The organism is Streptomyces sp. NPDC127108, from assembly GCF_042677545.1.
Lineage (GTDB): Bacteria > Actinomycetota > Actinomycetes > Streptomycetales > Streptomycetaceae > Streptomyces.
Genome location: NZ_JBHXTE010000008.1, coordinates 1 through 14,330 on the forward strand (window position 1 = coordinate 1; position 14,330 = coordinate 14,330).

Sequence of the window (14,330 nt, forward strand, 5' to 3'; positions counted from 1 at the left end):
TGTTGTGGCTGGTCGCGCAGTTCCCCGCGCCCCTTACGGGGCGCACCACCCCGCCCCGCGGGCGGGGTTCAGGTCAGCGAGACTCCACCGGGACGAAGTCGCGGATGACCTCGCCGGTGTAAATCTGGCGGGGGCGTCCGATACGCGAGCCGGGCTCCTTGATCATCTCGTGCCACTGGGCGATCCAGCCGGGCAGGCGTCCCAGAGCGAAGAGCACCGTGAACATCTCGGTCGGGAAGCCCATGGCGCGGTAGATCAGGCCGGTGTAGAAGTCCACGTTGGGGTAGAGCTTGCGCTCGACGAAGTAGTCGTCGGCCAGCGCGTGCTCCTCCAGCTTCAGCGCGATGTCGAGCAGCTCGTCGGACTTGCCGAGCGCCGAGAGGACGTCGTGCGCCGCCGCCTTGATGATCTTCGCCCGGGGGTCGAAGTTCTTGTAGACGCGGTGCCCGAAGCCCATGAGCTTCACGCCGTCTTCCTTGTTCTTCACCTTGCGGATGAAGGTGTCGACGTCGCCGCCGGTCGCCTGGATGCCCTCGAGCATCTCCAGGACGGACTGGTTGGCACCGCCGTGCAGCGGACCCCACAGGGCCGAGATGCCGGCGGAGATCGAGGCGAACATGTTCGCCTGCGAGGAGCCCACCAGACGGACCGTGGAGGTCGAACAGTTCTGCTCGTGGTCCGCGTGCAGGATCAGGAGCTTGTCGAGCGCGGAGACCACGACCGGGTCCAGCTCGTACTCGGCGGCGGGCACCGAGAAGGTCATGCGCAGGAAGTTCTCGACGTAGCCGAGGTCGTTGCGCGGGTAGACGACCGGGTGGCCCTGCGACTTCTTGTACGCGTACGCCGCGATCGTCGGAAGCTTGGCGAGCAGGCGGATCGTGGAGAGGTGCCGCTGCTTCTCGTCGAACGGGTTGTGGCTGTCCTGGTAGAACGTGGACAGGGCGCTGACCACGGAGGACAGCATCGCCATCGGGTGGGCGTCGCGCGGGAAGCCGTCGTAGAACCGCTTGACGTCCTCGTGCAGCAGGGTGTGCTGGGTGATCTCGTTCTTGAAGGTGGCGAGCTCGTCGACCTTCGGCAGCTCACCGTTGATCAGCAGGTACGCCACCTCGGTGAAGGTGGAGCGCTCCGCGAGCTGCTCGATCGGGTAGCCGCGGTAGCGCAGGATGCCCTGCTCGCCGTCGAGGTAGGTGATGGCGGATTTATAGGCGGCCGTGTTGCCATAACCGCTGTCCAGGGTCACCAGACCGGTCTGGGCGCGGAGCTTGCCGATATCGAAGCCCTTGTCGCCGACAGTGGACTCGATCACCGGGTAGGTGTACTCGCCATCGCCGTACCGCAGTACTACAGCCTTGTTAGCGTTCTCGCTCACGTCATCCCTCACCGACGTTGTGCCTCTTCTTCGAGGTGCCCTGACTGTCTCTACCATCCCCCATTTGGCCCTGGAGAGTGCACTCGGGGTCGACCATTGGGCCTATTGGCGGCACTCAGTGCCGCCAACCTGCTCATCCTGCCCCCTTCGCCCCAGTTCCGAAAGTGCTGTGTGACGTTTCCGACTCGTTTGATCGATCAAAGGTCGGCGACGCGTTGACGCCTACCCTCAGCCGCCGCGTCGAACCGCCAGCCGATGATCCAGCGCCGTCCATCTGCGGCCCGCGGAGACCGTGCGGACCGCCTGCCCCAGAGCCTTGCGCGAACCGACCAGGACGACCAGCTTCCTGGCGCGCGTCACGGCCGTGTAGAGCAGGTTCCGCTGGAGCATCATCCAGGCGCCGGTGGTGACCGGGATCACCACCGCTGGGTACTCACTTCCCTGTGAGCGGTGGATTGTCACCGCGTAGGCGTGGGCGAGTTCGTCGAGTTCGTCGAAGTCGTACCCGACCTCCTCGTCCTCGTCCGTGCGGACCGTGAGGCGCTGCTCGTCGGCGTCCAGGGCGGTGACCACGCCCACCGTGCCGTTGAAGACGCCGTTGGCGCCCTTCTCGTAGTTGTTGCGGATCTGCGTGACCTTGTCGCCGACGCGGAAGACGCGGCCGCCGAAGCGCTTCTCCGGCAGGTCGGGGCGGCCGGGGGTGATGGCCTGCTGGAGCAGGCCGTTCAGATGACCCGCGCCCGCCGGGCCGCGGTGCATGGGGGCGAGGACCTGCACGTCCCGGCGCGGGTCGAGGCCGAACTTCGCGGGCAGGCGACGGGCGGCCACGTCGACGGTGAGCCGCCCGGCCTCCTCGGTGTCGTCCTCGACGAAGAGGAAGAAGTCGTTCAGACCCTGGGTCAGGGGTGACTGCCCGGCGTTGATGCGGTGGGCGTTGGTGACGACGCCGGACTGCTGCGCCTGGCGGAAGACCTGGGTCAGCCGAACCGCGGGGACGGGTCCCTCCTCGCTGAGCAGGTCCCGCAGGACCTCGCCCGCGCCGACGCTGGGCAGCTGGTCCACATCGCCCACGAAGAGCAGATGGGCGCCCGGCGGGACGGCCTTCACCAGCTTGTTGGCGAGGAGCAGGTCGAGCATGGAGGCCTCGTCGACGACCACCAGGTCGGCGTCCAGGGGCCGGTCCTTGTCGTACGCGGCGTCGCCGCCCGGCTTCAGCTCAAGGAGGCGGTGGACGGTGGAGGCCTCGGCGCCGGTCAGCTCGGCCAGGCGCTTGGCGGCACGGCCCGTGGGCGCGGCGAGCAGCACCTTCGCCCGCTTGGCGCGGGCCAGCTCCACGATCGAGCGGACCGTGAAGGACTTGCCGCAGCCAGGACCGCCGGTGAGGACGGCGACCTTGCTGGTCAGGGCGAGCTTGACAGCCTCCTCCTGCTCGGGCGCGAGGTCGGCCCCCGTGCGCCCCTTGAGCCAGCCGAGCGCCTTGTCCCAGGCGACGTCCGCGAAGCCCGGCATCCGGTCCTCCGGTGCCCGAAGGAGCCGCAGGACCTGCCCCGCGAGGGACAGCTCGGCGCGGTGGAAGGGGATCAGATAGACGGCCGTGACGTCGTCGCCGCCGTCCGGTCCGGGAACGGCCTCGCGGACCACCCCTTCGGGGTCCTCGGCCAGCTCGGCCAGGCAGTCGATGACGAGGCCCGTGTCGACCTGGAGGAGCTTGACCGCGTCGGCGATCAGGCGCTCCTCGGGCAGGAAGCAGTTGCCCTGGTCGGTGGATTGCGAAAGGGCGTACTGGAGACCGGCCTTGACGCGCTCCGGGCTGTCGTGCGGGATGCCGACGGACTGGGCGATGCGGTCGGCGGTGAGGAAGCCGATGCCCCACACGTCGGCGGCGAGGCGGTACGGCTGGTTCCGGACCACCGAGATGGAGGCGTCCTCGTACTTCTTGTAGATCCGCACGGCGATGGACGTGGAGACGCCGACGCCCTGGAGGAAGACCATCACCTCCTTGATGGCCTTCTGCTCCTCCCACGCGGCCGCGATCTTCTTCGTGCGCTTGGGGCCGAGTCCTGGCACCTCGATGAGGCGCTTCGGCTCGGTCTCGATGACGTCGAGGGTGTCCACGCCGAAGTGCGTGGTGATGCGGTCGGCCATCACCGGGCCGATGCCCTTGATGAGGCCGGAGCCGAGATAGCGCCGGATGCCCTGGATCGTGGCCGGGAGGACCGTCGTGTAGTTCTCGACGGTGAACTGCTTGCCGTACTGCGGGTGGGAGCCCCAACGCCCCTCCATCCGCAGCGACTCGCCGACCTGCGCGCCGAGCAGCGCGCCGACGACGGTCAGCAGATCCCCGCCGCCGCGCCCGGTGTCCACGCGCGCGACCGTGTACCCGTTCTCCTCGTTGGCGTACGTCACACGCTCCAGAACGCCCTCGACCACGGCCATACGGGGCACGGCGCCGGGCTGTGCAGGACTCGACATGGCCCGACGGTACCGCCGCCCACTGACAGCCCCCCCGTCAGGGCCGCGGCCGACCTGAGCCCCGTCAGGGCCGCGGCCGACCTGAGCCCCGTCAGGGGCGCGGGGAACTGCGCGCTCAGCGCGCGAAAACCCGCAGACGCATCTGCGGAGATCCCGGCAGACGCGTCTGCGGCTTCTGTTGTGGCTGGTCGCGCAGTTCCCCGCGCCCCCTACGGGGCTGAGCCACTGGTCAAGGCGCCCCGCCAGCGAAAGGCGCCCACGCCAGCGAAAATCACGATCGAGTTTCAGCCAGCCGACAACCCTTGCCACCAGCCGTGTAATCGATTCCAATCCCTCGTGTAATCGATTCCACGAGGAGGTGGCATCGGCAGTGGCAAGCGTCGGCATCAAAGACGTCGCGGCCCGCGCGGGCGTCTCCGTGGCCACGGTCTCGCGTGTCCTGAACGCGCACGCGTCCGTGAGTCCCGCCGCCCGGGAGCGCGTGCTCGCCGCGGTGGACGCGCTCGGCTACCGGCCCAACGCGCTCGCCCGGTCCCTCAGGACGGACCAGACGCGCACGCTCGGCCTGGTCATCAGCGACGTGCTGAACCCCTACTTCACCGCACTGGCCCGCTCCGTCGAGGAGGAGGCCCGGGCGCTCGGCTACAGCATCATCTTCGGCAACGCCGACGAGCGGCCCGAACTCCAGGACCACCACATCCGCACGCTCCTGGACCGCCGCATCGACGGCCTCCTCGTCTCCCCCGCCGACGGCGGCTCCCCGCTCGTCCTGGACGCGGCGCGGGCAGGCACCCCGATGGTCTTCGTCGACCGCTGGATCCCCGGCCTCGACGTGCCCGTCGTACGGGCCGACGGCAGCTCCGCCGTGCGCGACCTGGTCGCCCATCTGCACGGGCTCGGCCACCGCAGGCTCGCCATCATCGCCGGGCCCGCGGCCACGACCACCGGCAGCGAGCGCGTGACGGCCTTCCGGGACGCGCTCGCCGAGTACGGCCTCGAACTGCCGGACGCCTACATCGGCCAGGGCGACTTCCAGGCCGCGAGCGGACGGCGCGCGACCGAGGGCTTCCTCGCGCTGCCCGAGCCGCCCGAAGTCGTCTTCGCCGCCGACAACTTGATGGCGCTCGGCGCCCTCGACGCGATCCGCGCGCGCGGCCTGCGGGTTCCGCACGACATCGCGCTCGCCGCCTTCGACGACATCCCCTGGTTCGTGCACACCGATCCGCCGATCACGGCGATCGCCCAGCCCACGGGCGAGTTGGGCCGGGCCGCCGTGCGGGCGCTCACCGATCTGATCGAGGGCCGGACCCCGGAGTCCGTGACGCTGCCGGCCCGCCTTGTCGTACGCGGTTCGTGCGGCGAGCTCCCCCCGACCGGCACGACCCGAAGGAGTGACGCATGACTGGCCCCGCACCGGTGCGCGACGCCGTGCAGGACGCACCGGAACTGCTGCGCGTCGAGGGCATCCGCAAGGCCTTCCCCGGCGTCGTCGCCCTCGACGGCGTGGACTTCGACCTGCGCGGCGGGGAGGTGCACGTACTCCTCGGCGAGAACGGGGCGGGCAAGAGCACGCTCATCAAGATGTTCTCCGGCGCCAACCAGCCCGACGCCGGCCGCATCCTCGTCGGCGGCGACGAGGTCCGCATCCACGGCGCGCAGGACGCCGAGCGGCTCGGGATCGCCACCATCTACCAGGAGTTCAACCTCGTCCCGGACCTGACGGTCGCCGAGAACATCTTCCTGGGCCGCCAGCCGCGCCGCTTCGGCCTCATCGACCGCAAGCAGATGGAGGCGGACGCGGCCGAGCTGCTCGCGCGCGTGGGCGTGGACGTCTCGCCGCGCGCCCGCTGCCGCGACCTGGGCATCGCCCGGCTGCAGATGGTGGAGATCGCCAAGGCGCTGAGCCTGCACGCGCGCGTGCTCGTCATGGACGAGCCGACGGCCGTGCTCACCTCCGAGGAGGTGGAGAAGCTCTTCGCCATCGTGCGCGGACTGCGCGCCGACGGCGTCGGCGTCGTCTTCATCACCCACCACCTGGAGGAGATCGCCGCGCTCGGCGACCGTGTGAGCGTGCTGCGCGACGGCCGCAGCGTGGGCCAGGTGCCCGCGTCGACGCCGGAGGACGAACTCGTCCGCCTCATGGTGGGCCGCTCCATCGAGCAGCAGTATCCGCGCGAGCGGGCCGTGGAGGGTCAACAGGCCGACGGGGACGCGCCGTTGCTGCGGGTCCGCGGGCTCACGCGCGGCGGGGTCTTCCACGACGTCGGCTTCGAGGTGCGCGCCGGTGAGGTCGTCGGCGTGGCGGGCCTGGTCGGCGCGGGGCGCACGGAGGTGGCGCGGGCCGTGTTCGGCGCGGATCCCTACGACGCGGGCACGGTGGAGGTCGGCGGCCGGGCGCTGCCCCGGCACGACGTGTACGCGGCGATGACCGCCGGCGTCGGGCTCGTGCCGGAGGACCGCAAGGGCCAGGGTCTGGTGCTCGACGCGTCCGTCGAGGAGAACCTCGGCCTGGTGACGCTGCGTTCGGCGACGCGGGCGGGCCTGGTCGACCGGGCCGGGCAGCGGGCCGCCGCCGAGCGGATCGCGGGGCAGCTCGGGGTGCGCATGGCCGGGCTCGGCCAGCACGTGCGCACCCTCTCCGGCGGCAACCAGCAGAAGGTCGTCATCGGCAAGTGGCTCCTCGCCCAGGCGAAGGTGCTGATCCTCGACGAGCCGACGCGCGGCATCGACGTCGGCGCGAAGGTCGAGATCTACCAGCTCATCAACGAACTCACGGCCGCCGGGCACGCCGTCCTGATGATCTCCAGCGATCTGCCGGAGGTCCTCGGGATGAGCGACCGGGTCCTGGTCATGGCACAGGGCCGGATCGCGGGCGAACTCGACGCGGACGAGGCGACGCAGGACGCGGTGATGGCGCTGGCCGTCAGCACGGGGTCCGCGACAGCGCCTGTGGACAACGGCGCCCCTGTGGACAACGACAACACCCCCGCAGGCGACGCCGCCGGGGACGCGAAGGAGGACTCCCGTGGCAACCACTGACACCCGCCCCGACAAGACGGGGACCGGCGGCGCGGGCGGCGGCCTCGACCTGCGCCGCGTCCTGCTCGACAACGGCGCGCTCAGCGCCCTCGTGGTCCTGGTGGTCGCGATGTCGCTGCTCTCCGGCGACTTCCTGACCACGCAGAACCTCCTCAACGTCGGCGTGCAGGCGGCCGTGACGGCGATCCTCGCGTTCGGCGTCACCTTCGTCATCGTCGCGGCGGGCATCGACCTGTCGGTCGGCTCGGTCGCGGCGCTCTCGGCGACGGTCCTCGCCTGGTCGGCGACGAAGGAGGGAGTGCCCGTCTGGATCGCGGTGCTCCTCGCGGTCGCCACGGGCATCGCCTGCGGTCTGGTCAACGGCGTGCTCGTCTCGTACGGGAAACTGCCGCCCTTCATCGCGACCCTCGCGATGCTGTCGATCGGCCGCGGCCTGTCCCTGGTGATCTCGCAGGGCTCCCCCATCGCCTTCCCGGAGTCGGTCTCCAAGGTCGGCGACACGCTGGGCGGCTGGCTGCCGGTGCCGGTGATCGTGATGGTGGCGATGGGCCTGATCACGGCGCTGATCCTGTCGCGTACGTACATCGGCCGCTCGATGTACGCGATCGGCGGCAACGAAGAGGCGGCGCGCCTTTCCGGCCTGCGCGTGAAGCGCCAGAAGATCATCATCTACGCCCTGTCCGGCCTGTTCGCGGCCGTCGCGGGCATCGTGCTCGCCTCCCGCCTGGTGTCCGCGCAGCCGCAGGCCGCGCAGGGCTACGAGCTGGACGCGATCGCCGCGGTCGTCATCGGCGGCGCGAGCCTCGCGGGCGGTGTCGGCAAGGCGTCGGGCACGCTCATCGGCGCGCTGATCCTCGCGGTCCTGCGCAACGGCCTCAACCTCCTTTCCGTGTCGGCGTTCTGGCAGCAGGTCGTCATCGGCGTCGTGATCGCGCTGGCCGTCCTCCTCGACACGCTGCGCAGGCGGGCCGGGGCGGGCGCGGGCGGCGGCGGTGCCGTCGGCAGCACGTCTTCCGGAACCGGCCGCAAGGGCCCACAGGCCCTGAAGTACACGCTCGCGGCCGTGGTCGCGGCCGCCGTGATCGCCGCGGTGTCCGTCTTCAACTCCGGCTCATCCGGTACGTCGACGAAGATCGGCCTGTCCCTGTCCACCCTCAACAACCCCTTCTTCGTACAGATGAAGGAGGGCGCGCAGGCGGAGGCCAAGAAGGCGGGTGTGGACCTGACGGTCACGGACGCGCAGAACGACGCGTCCCAGCAGGCCAATCAGCTCCAGAACTTCACCAGCGAGAGCATGAAGGCCGTCATCGTCAACCCGGTCGACTCCGACGCCGTCGGCCCCGCCGTGCGCGCCGCGAACAAGGCGGACATCCCCGTCGTCGCCGCCGACCGCGGCGTGAACAAGGCCGACGTCGCCACCCTCGTGGCCTCCGACAACGTCGCCGGCGGCAGGCAGGCCGCGAAGGCCCTCGCCGACAAGCTCGGCGGCAAGGGCGAGGTCGTCGTCCTCCAGGGCACCGCGGGCACCTCCGCGAGCCGGGAGCGCGGGCAGGGCTTCGCCGAGGACATCAAGGAGTTCCCCGGCATCAAGGTCGTCGCCAAGCAGCCCGCGGACTTCGACCGCACCAAGGGCCTGGACGTCATGACGAACCTGCTCCAGGGCAATCCGGGCGTCGACGGCGTCTTCGCGGAGAACGACGAGATGGCGCTCGGCGCGGTGAAGGCGCTCGGCGACAAGGCGGGCAGGTCGGTGTCGGTGGTCGGCTTCGACGGCACGCCCGACGGCCTGAAGGCGGTCGAGGCGGGGACGTTGTACGCGTCGGTGGCACAGCAGCCCGCGGAGCTTGGCCGGATCGCGGTGCGCAACGCGATCCGCGCGGCGGACGACAAGGACGACAACGAGCCTGCCGCCGTGGTGAAGGTGCCGGTGAAGGTGGTCACGGAGAAGAACGTGGCACGGTTCAAGTGAGGCGCCGTACGCGTACGGGTGTCGACACAGCACGGGGAACATGGGAAAGGCAGAACCACGATGCATGACTACGACCTGCTGGTCGTGGGCTCGGCCAACGCCGACCTGGTGACCGCCGTCGAGCGGCGGCCCGCCGCGGGCGAGACGGTCCTCGGCTCGGACCTGGCCGTCCATCCGGGCGGCAAGGGCGCGAACCAGGCGGTGGCGGCGGCCCGGCTCGGGGCGCGCACGGCGCTGCTCGCCCGGGTCGGCGACGACGCGTACGGCCGTCTCCTCCTGGACTCGCAGCGGTCGGCGGGCGTGGACACGGTGGGGGTCCTGGTGGGCGGCGCGCCGACCGGGGTCGCGCTGATCACGGTGGACCCGTCGGGCGACAACAGCATCGTGGTGGCGCCGGGCGCCAACTCGCGTCTGACGCCTGCGGACGTACGCGCGGCCGGAAGCCTCTTCCAGGCGGCCCGGGTGGTGTCGGTGCAGCTGGAGATCCCCCTCGACACGGTCGCGGAGGTGGTGCGCGCGCTGCCCGAGGGGACGCGTCTGGTCCTGAACCCGTCGCCGCCCGCGCCGCTCCCGGACGAGGTCCTCGCGGCCTGCGATCCCCTCGTGGTGAACGAGCACGAGGCGCGGGTGATCCTCGGGGGCGCCGGTGCGGACGTGCCGGATGCGCCCGAGGAGTGGGCGAAGGGCCTCCTCGCGCTCGGCCCGAGGTCGGTGGTGGTGACGCTCGGCGGCGAGGGCGCGCTGGTGGCCGGGCCTGACGGGGTGGCGCGGGTGCCGTCGGTGAAGGTGGCGGCCGTGGACACGACGGGTGCCGGGGACGCGTTCACGGCGGCCCTAGCGTGGCGGCTCGGCGCGGGCGCGGACCTGGAGTCGGCGGCGCGGTACGCGGCGAGGGTGGGGGCGCTCGCGGTGACGCGGGCGGGGGCCCAGGTGTCGTATCCGTCGGGTGCGGAGGTGGCCGCGCTGTGAGGAAGGCCGGGATACTCAACCGCCATCTTTCGGGCGCGCTGGCCGAGCTGGGTCATGGCGACCGGGTCCTGGTGTGCGATGCGGGGATGCCGATTCCGGCGGGGCCGCGGGTGGTGGATCTGGCGTTCGTCGCCGGGGTGCCGTCGTTCGCGCAGGTCCTGGACGGGCTGCTCGCGGAGCTCGTGGTGGAGGGCGCGGTGGCGGCGCGGGAGGTGCGGGAGGCGAATCCGGGGACGGCGGCGTTGTTGGAGCGGCGGTTTCCGGGGGCGGCGCTGGGGTTGGTCCCGCATCAGGAGCTGAAGGAGCGGTCGGCGGGGGCGCGGCTCGTGGTGCGGACGGGGGAGGCGAGTCCGTACGCGAACGCGCTGCTGACGTGCGGGGTCTTCTTCTGAGCCGGGCTGTTCCACCGGGCGGCCGGGGTGCGCGGCGCCGCTGTCCCTGAACGCCCGGGAACGTTTCGAGGGGGCCCTGTCCGTCGACCGGGCCCCCTCGGTTTCCCTCCCCTTGTCAGTTGCTCCGCGGATCCCCCCAGATCCCCCCTCCAGAGCTTCTGACACCCAGTACGACACGCATGGTGGCGGAAGGGTTGCACGACTTCGGCAAGTTCCTCCGGAAGATTTCGGCGTGCCGACAAACCCCCACGGACGTAGCGTTTCGCCCATGAGCGACGACACCTCATTCGAGCAGGACGTACTGAACGAGCTGGGCGACGACAGGCTCCAGGAGATCGCCGACGTGCTCGGCACGGACCCGGCCGGCGCGCAGGCCGTCGTGGGCCAGACGGTCTCGACGCTCTCGGGCACCCTGCAGGACAAGGCACAGGCGGCCGACCCGGAGGAGGCGGCCGAGGTCCGCCAGGCCTTCACGGAGGAGGCCCCGCTCCAGGGCGTGGCCACCCTGGGCGGCGGCCTCGGCGGGCTGCTCGGCGGCGGCATCATGGCGGGCATGCTCGGCAAGCTGAGCCGCCCCGTGGCGAACGCGGTCGCGAAGAAGACCGGCCTCCCCGTGGCGACGGTGACCCGCGCCGTGGAACTCCTGATCCCGGTGGTCCTCACGGTCCTCACGAAGCGCGCCCGGAAGACCGGGCCCGGCACCACCGCACCGAGCCCCTCCGGCGCGGCCCCCAAGACCGGCCAGGGCGACGGGTTCGACCTGGGGGATCTGCTGGGGAACATTCTGGGCGGCGGCAAGAAGTAGCGCCCGCGCCGTCAGCAGGCGTGCTCCAGATACCTCCGCACCGTCTCCCCCAGCACCTCCCGGCCGTCCGCCGCCCACAGGGTGTCGTTGAAGAGTTCGACCTCGATCGGGCCGGTGTAGCCGGCGGTTTCGGCGAGGTGGCGCCAGTGGGGGAAGTCGATGGTGCCGTCGCCGAGTTGGCCTCGGCCGGTGAGGACGCCGTGGGGCAGGGGGGTGGTCCAGTCGGCGAGTTGGAGGGCGTGCAGGCGGCCGGTGGAGGCGGCGCGGGTGAGGGCGGTGGGGGCCTGGTCGTCCCACCAGATGTGGTACGTGTCGGCGCAGACGCCGACCTGGTCGGCGGGGAAGCGTTCGGCCAGGTCGAGGGCCTGGGTGAGGGTGGAGACGACGCAGCGGTCGGCGGCGTACATGGGGTGGAGGGGTTCGACGGCGAGGCGGACGCCGCGGGCGGCGGCGTGCGGGGCGAGTTCGGCGAGGGCGTCGGCGACGCGTTCGCGGGCGGCGGGCAGGTCGCGGTCCCGGTCGCCTGCGGGGAGGCCGCCGGAGACGAGGACCAGGGTGTCGGTGCCGAGGGTCGCCGCCTCGTCGATGGCGGCGCGGTTGTCGGCCAGGGCGCGGGCCCGTTCGGCAGGGTCGTGGGCGGTGAAGAAGCCGCCCCTGCACAGGGTGGTGACGGTCAGTCCGGCGCCCCGCACCAGCTTCGCGGCCGCCTCAACGCCGTACTCCTGGACCGGCTCGCGCCACAGGCCGACGCCCCGGACGCCCAAGTCGGCGCAGGCGGTGACCAGTTCGGGCAGGGAGAGCTGCTTCACCGTCATCTGGTTGATGCTGAAGTCGGCCGGGGCGCGGGGCGGGGGTGGTGTCATGGGGTGACTCCGTGGATCTCCTGGAGCGTGCGCATGCGGTACGCGGCCAGGTCCGGGTCGGGGAACAGGGAGAGGGCGGCGGCGAGTTCGTACGCCCTGGTGAGGTGCGGCAGGGAGCGGGCCGACTGGAGGCCGCCGACCATCGTGAAGTGGTTCTGGTGGCCCGCGAGCCAGGCGAGGAGGACCACGCCCGTCTTGTAGAAGCGGGTGGGCGGCGCGAAGAGGTGGCGGGCCAACTCGACGGTGGGGTCGAGGAGTTCGTGGAAGGTCTTGGGGTCGTCGGCGTCCAGCGCGCGTACGGCTCGGGCCGCCACCGGCGCGAGCGGGTCGAAGACGCCGAGCAGCGCGTGGCTGAAGCCTTGGTCGTCGCCCGCGATCAGGTCGGGGTAGTGGAAGTCGTCGCCCGTGTAGCAGCGCACCCCGGCCGGGAGGCGGCGGCGCAGGGCGACCTCGCGGTCCGCGTCCAGGAGCGAGATCTTCACGCCGTCCACCTTGCCGGGGTGCGCGGCGATCACCTCCAGGAACGTGTCCGTGGCCGCGTCCAGGTCGGCCGAGCCCCAGTAGCCCGCGAGCGCCGGGTCGAACATCGGGCCGAGCCAGTGCAGGATCACCGGGGCGGTGGCCTGCCGGAGGAGGCCGTCGTACGTCGTCAGGTAGTCGTCCGGGCCTTCGGCCGTCGCCGCCAGGGCCCGCGACGCCATCAGGATCGCCCGCGCGCCCACGCCCTCCACCAGCGCCAGCTGCTCCTCGTACGCGTGCCGTACGTCGGTGAGGGTCGCCGCGGGCGAGGTCAGCTGGTCCGTGCCGACGCCGCACGCGATCCGGCCGCCGACCGCCGCGGCCTCCGCCGCCGACCGCCGGATCAGCTCGGCCGCGCCCGCCCAGTCCAGACCCATGCCGCGCTGCGCGGTGTCCATGGCCTCGGCGACGCCGAGGCCGTGCGCCCACAGGTGGCGGCGGAAGGCGAGGGTGGCGTCCCAGTCGACGGCGGCGGGGCCGTCCGGGGACACGTCGGCGCGCGGGTCGGCGACGACGTGGGCGGCGGCGTAGACGGTGCGGGAGCGCAAGGGGGGCAGGGCGGGCGAGGGGGACGCGGGGGGCTCGGGGGGTACGGTCGCCGCGTTCACAGCGCGATCTCCGGTACGTCGATCCGGCGCCCCTCCGCCGACGACCGCAGCCCCAGCTCCGCGAGCTGCACGCCCCGCGCGCCCGCGAACAGGTCCCAGCGGTAGGGCGCGTCCGCGTACACGTGCCGCAGGAACAGCTCCCACTGCGCCTTGAAGCCGTTGTCGAACTCCTCGTTGTCGGGGACCTCCTGCCACTGCTCGCGGAAGGAGTGCGCGGCGGGCAGGTCGGGGTTCCACACCGGCTTGGGCGTGGCCGCGCGGTGCTGGAAGCGGCAGCCGCGCAGGCCCGCGACGGCGGAGCCCTCGGTGCCGTCGACCTGGAACTCGACCAGTTCGTCGCGGTGCACGCGTACCGTCCAGGACGAGTTGATCTGCGCGACGGCGCCCCCGTCGAGCTCGAAGATGCCGTACGCGGCGTCGTCCGCCGTCGCGTCGTACGGCTTGCCGCGTTCGTCCCAGCGCTGCGGCACATGTGTGACGGCGAGGGCCTGCACGGAGCGCACCCGGCCGAACAGCTCGTGCAGGACGTACTCCCAGTGCGGGAACATGTCGACGACGATGCCGCCGCCGTCCTGTGCGCGGTAGTTCCAGGACGGGCGCTGGGCCTCCTGCCAGTCGCCCTCGAAGACCCAGTAGCCGAACTCGCCGCGCACGGACAGGATCTGCCCGAAGAAACCGCCGTCCACCAGGCGCTTCAGCTTGCGCAGGCCCGGCAGGAACAGCTTGTCCTGGACGACGCCGTGCTTGACGCCCGCGTCCCGGGCGCGCCGGGCCAGGTCGAGGGCGGCGTCGAAGGACGTGGCGGAGGGCTTCTCGGTGTAGATGTGCTTGCCCGCGGCGAGCGCCTTCAGAATCGCCTCCTCGCGGGCCGAGGTGACCTGCGCGTCGAAGTAGACGTCGATCGTGGGGTCGGCGAGGACGGCGTCCAGGTCGGTCGACCAGTGCGTGAGGCCGTGCCGCTCGGCGAGCTCGCGCAGCGCGTGCTCTCTGCGGCCCACGAGGACCGGCTCCGGCCACAGCCGGGTGCCGTCCCCCAGGTCGAGGCCGCCCTGCTCGCGCAGGGCGAGGATCGAGCGGACCAGGTGCTGGCGGTGACCCATGCGTCCCGTCACGCCGTTCATGGCGATGCGGACCGTCTCGCGTGTCACGTGAGTTCCTCCGTAGGCGCGGGGCGCTGGGCGCGCGGCCGGTGGGCGGGGGCGGTGGTGGGGACAGTGCTGGGAACAGTGGTGGCGGCGAGGTTCTTGCGTCCGGTAGGGCCGTCCATGCGTAGCAAGCGCTTTCTATTGGGGAGAAGCTAGCCTGCCGGACAAGGTTCGTAC

The 14,330-nt window shown here is 71.7% G+C and carries 11 protein-coding genes; 6 read left to right on the forward strand and 5 right to left on the reverse strand.

What is annotated here, in order from left to right:
* Positions 1-73: 73 nt before the first annotated feature.
* Complete coding sequence (locus ACFVHO_RS08530; protein WP_030359945.1) at positions 74-1,372, reverse strand: citrate synthase; 1,299 nt, start codon at positions 1,370-1,372, stop codon at positions 74-76.
* Between the two features lie 228 nt (positions 1,373-1,600).
* The gene (locus ACFVHO_RS08535) at positions 1,601-3,817 is read right to left on the reverse strand and encodes an ATP-dependent RecD-like DNA helicase (RefSeq protein ID WP_385711835.1); all 2,217 of its coding nucleotides are present in this window, start codon (positions 3,815-3,817) and stop codon (positions 1,601-1,603) included.
* A 397-nt stretch (positions 3,818-4,214) separates the two neighbouring features.
* Here ACFVHO_RS08535 and ACFVHO_RS08540 point away from each other — a divergent pair, with 397 nt between their 5' ends.
* The 6 genes from ACFVHO_RS08540 to ACFVHO_RS08565 all read left to right on the forward strand — a co-directional run bounded on the left by ACFVHO_RS08540 (position 4,215) and on the right by ACFVHO_RS08565 (position 11,018).
* The gene (locus ACFVHO_RS08540) at positions 4,215-5,246 is read left to right on the forward strand and encodes a LacI family DNA-binding transcriptional regulator (RefSeq protein WP_385711554.1); all 1,032 of its coding nucleotides are present in this window, start codon (positions 4,215-4,217) and stop codon (positions 5,244-5,246) included.
* The gene (locus ACFVHO_RS08545) at positions 5,243-6,883 is read left to right on the forward strand and encodes a sugar ABC transporter ATP-binding protein (RefSeq protein WP_385711556.1); all 1,641 of its coding nucleotides are present in this window, start codon (positions 5,243-5,245) and stop codon (positions 6,881-6,883) included. The genes ACFVHO_RS08540 and ACFVHO_RS08545 overlap by 4 nt, the downstream gene beginning before the upstream one ends.
* Positions 6,870-8,852 (forward strand): substrate-binding domain-containing protein, encoded by a 1,983-nt coding sequence (locus ACFVHO_RS08550; RefSeq protein WP_385711557.1) that lies wholly within the window; start codon positions 6,870-6,872, stop codon positions 8,850-8,852. The genes ACFVHO_RS08545 and ACFVHO_RS08550 overlap by 14 nt, the downstream gene beginning before the upstream one ends.
* A 60-nt stretch (positions 8,853-8,912) precedes the next feature.
* Positions 8,913-9,821 (forward strand): ribokinase, encoded by a 909-nt coding sequence (locus ACFVHO_RS08555; protein ID WP_385711559.1) that lies wholly within the window; start codon positions 8,913-8,915, stop codon positions 9,819-9,821.
* Entirely contained in the window at positions 9,818-10,213 is a 396-nt protein-coding gene (gene rbsD, locus ACFVHO_RS08560) for a D-ribose pyranase (RefSeq protein WP_385711561.1), read from the forward strand. Before ACFVHO_RS08555 ends, rbsD begins: the two co-directional genes overlap by 4 nt.
* A 268-nt stretch (positions 10,214-10,481) precedes the next feature.
* Entirely contained in the window at positions 10,482-11,018 is a 537-nt protein-coding gene (locus tag ACFVHO_RS08565) for a DUF937 domain-containing protein (protein WP_385711562.1), read from the forward strand.
* Between the two features lie 11 nt (positions 11,019-11,029).
* Here ACFVHO_RS08565 and ACFVHO_RS08570 read toward each other — a convergent pair whose 3' ends face one another.
* The 3 genes from ACFVHO_RS08570 to ACFVHO_RS08580 are packed head-to-tail and all read right to left on the reverse strand — an operon-like array spanning position 11,030 to position 14,156.
* A complete protein-coding gene (locus ACFVHO_RS08570) occupies positions 11,030-11,881 on the reverse strand; it encodes a sugar phosphate isomerase/epimerase family protein (protein WP_385711564.1) in 852 nt (283 codons plus the stop codon).
* Positions 11,878-13,008 (reverse strand): dihydrodipicolinate synthase family protein, encoded by a 1,131-nt coding sequence (locus ACFVHO_RS08575; RefSeq protein ID WP_385711566.1) that lies wholly within the window; start codon positions 13,006-13,008, stop codon positions 11,878-11,880. Before ACFVHO_RS08575 ends, ACFVHO_RS08570 begins: the two co-directional genes overlap by 4 nt.
* Positions 13,005-14,156 carry a Gfo/Idh/MocA family protein gene (locus ACFVHO_RS08580; RefSeq protein ID WP_385711568.1) on the reverse strand — a complete coding sequence of 384 codons (1,152 nt, stop codon included), beginning with the start codon at positions 14,154-14,156 and terminating at the stop codon, positions 13,005-13,007. The genes ACFVHO_RS08575 and ACFVHO_RS08580 overlap by 4 nt, the downstream gene beginning before the upstream one ends.
* Positions 14,157-14,330: the final 174 nt, after the last annotated feature.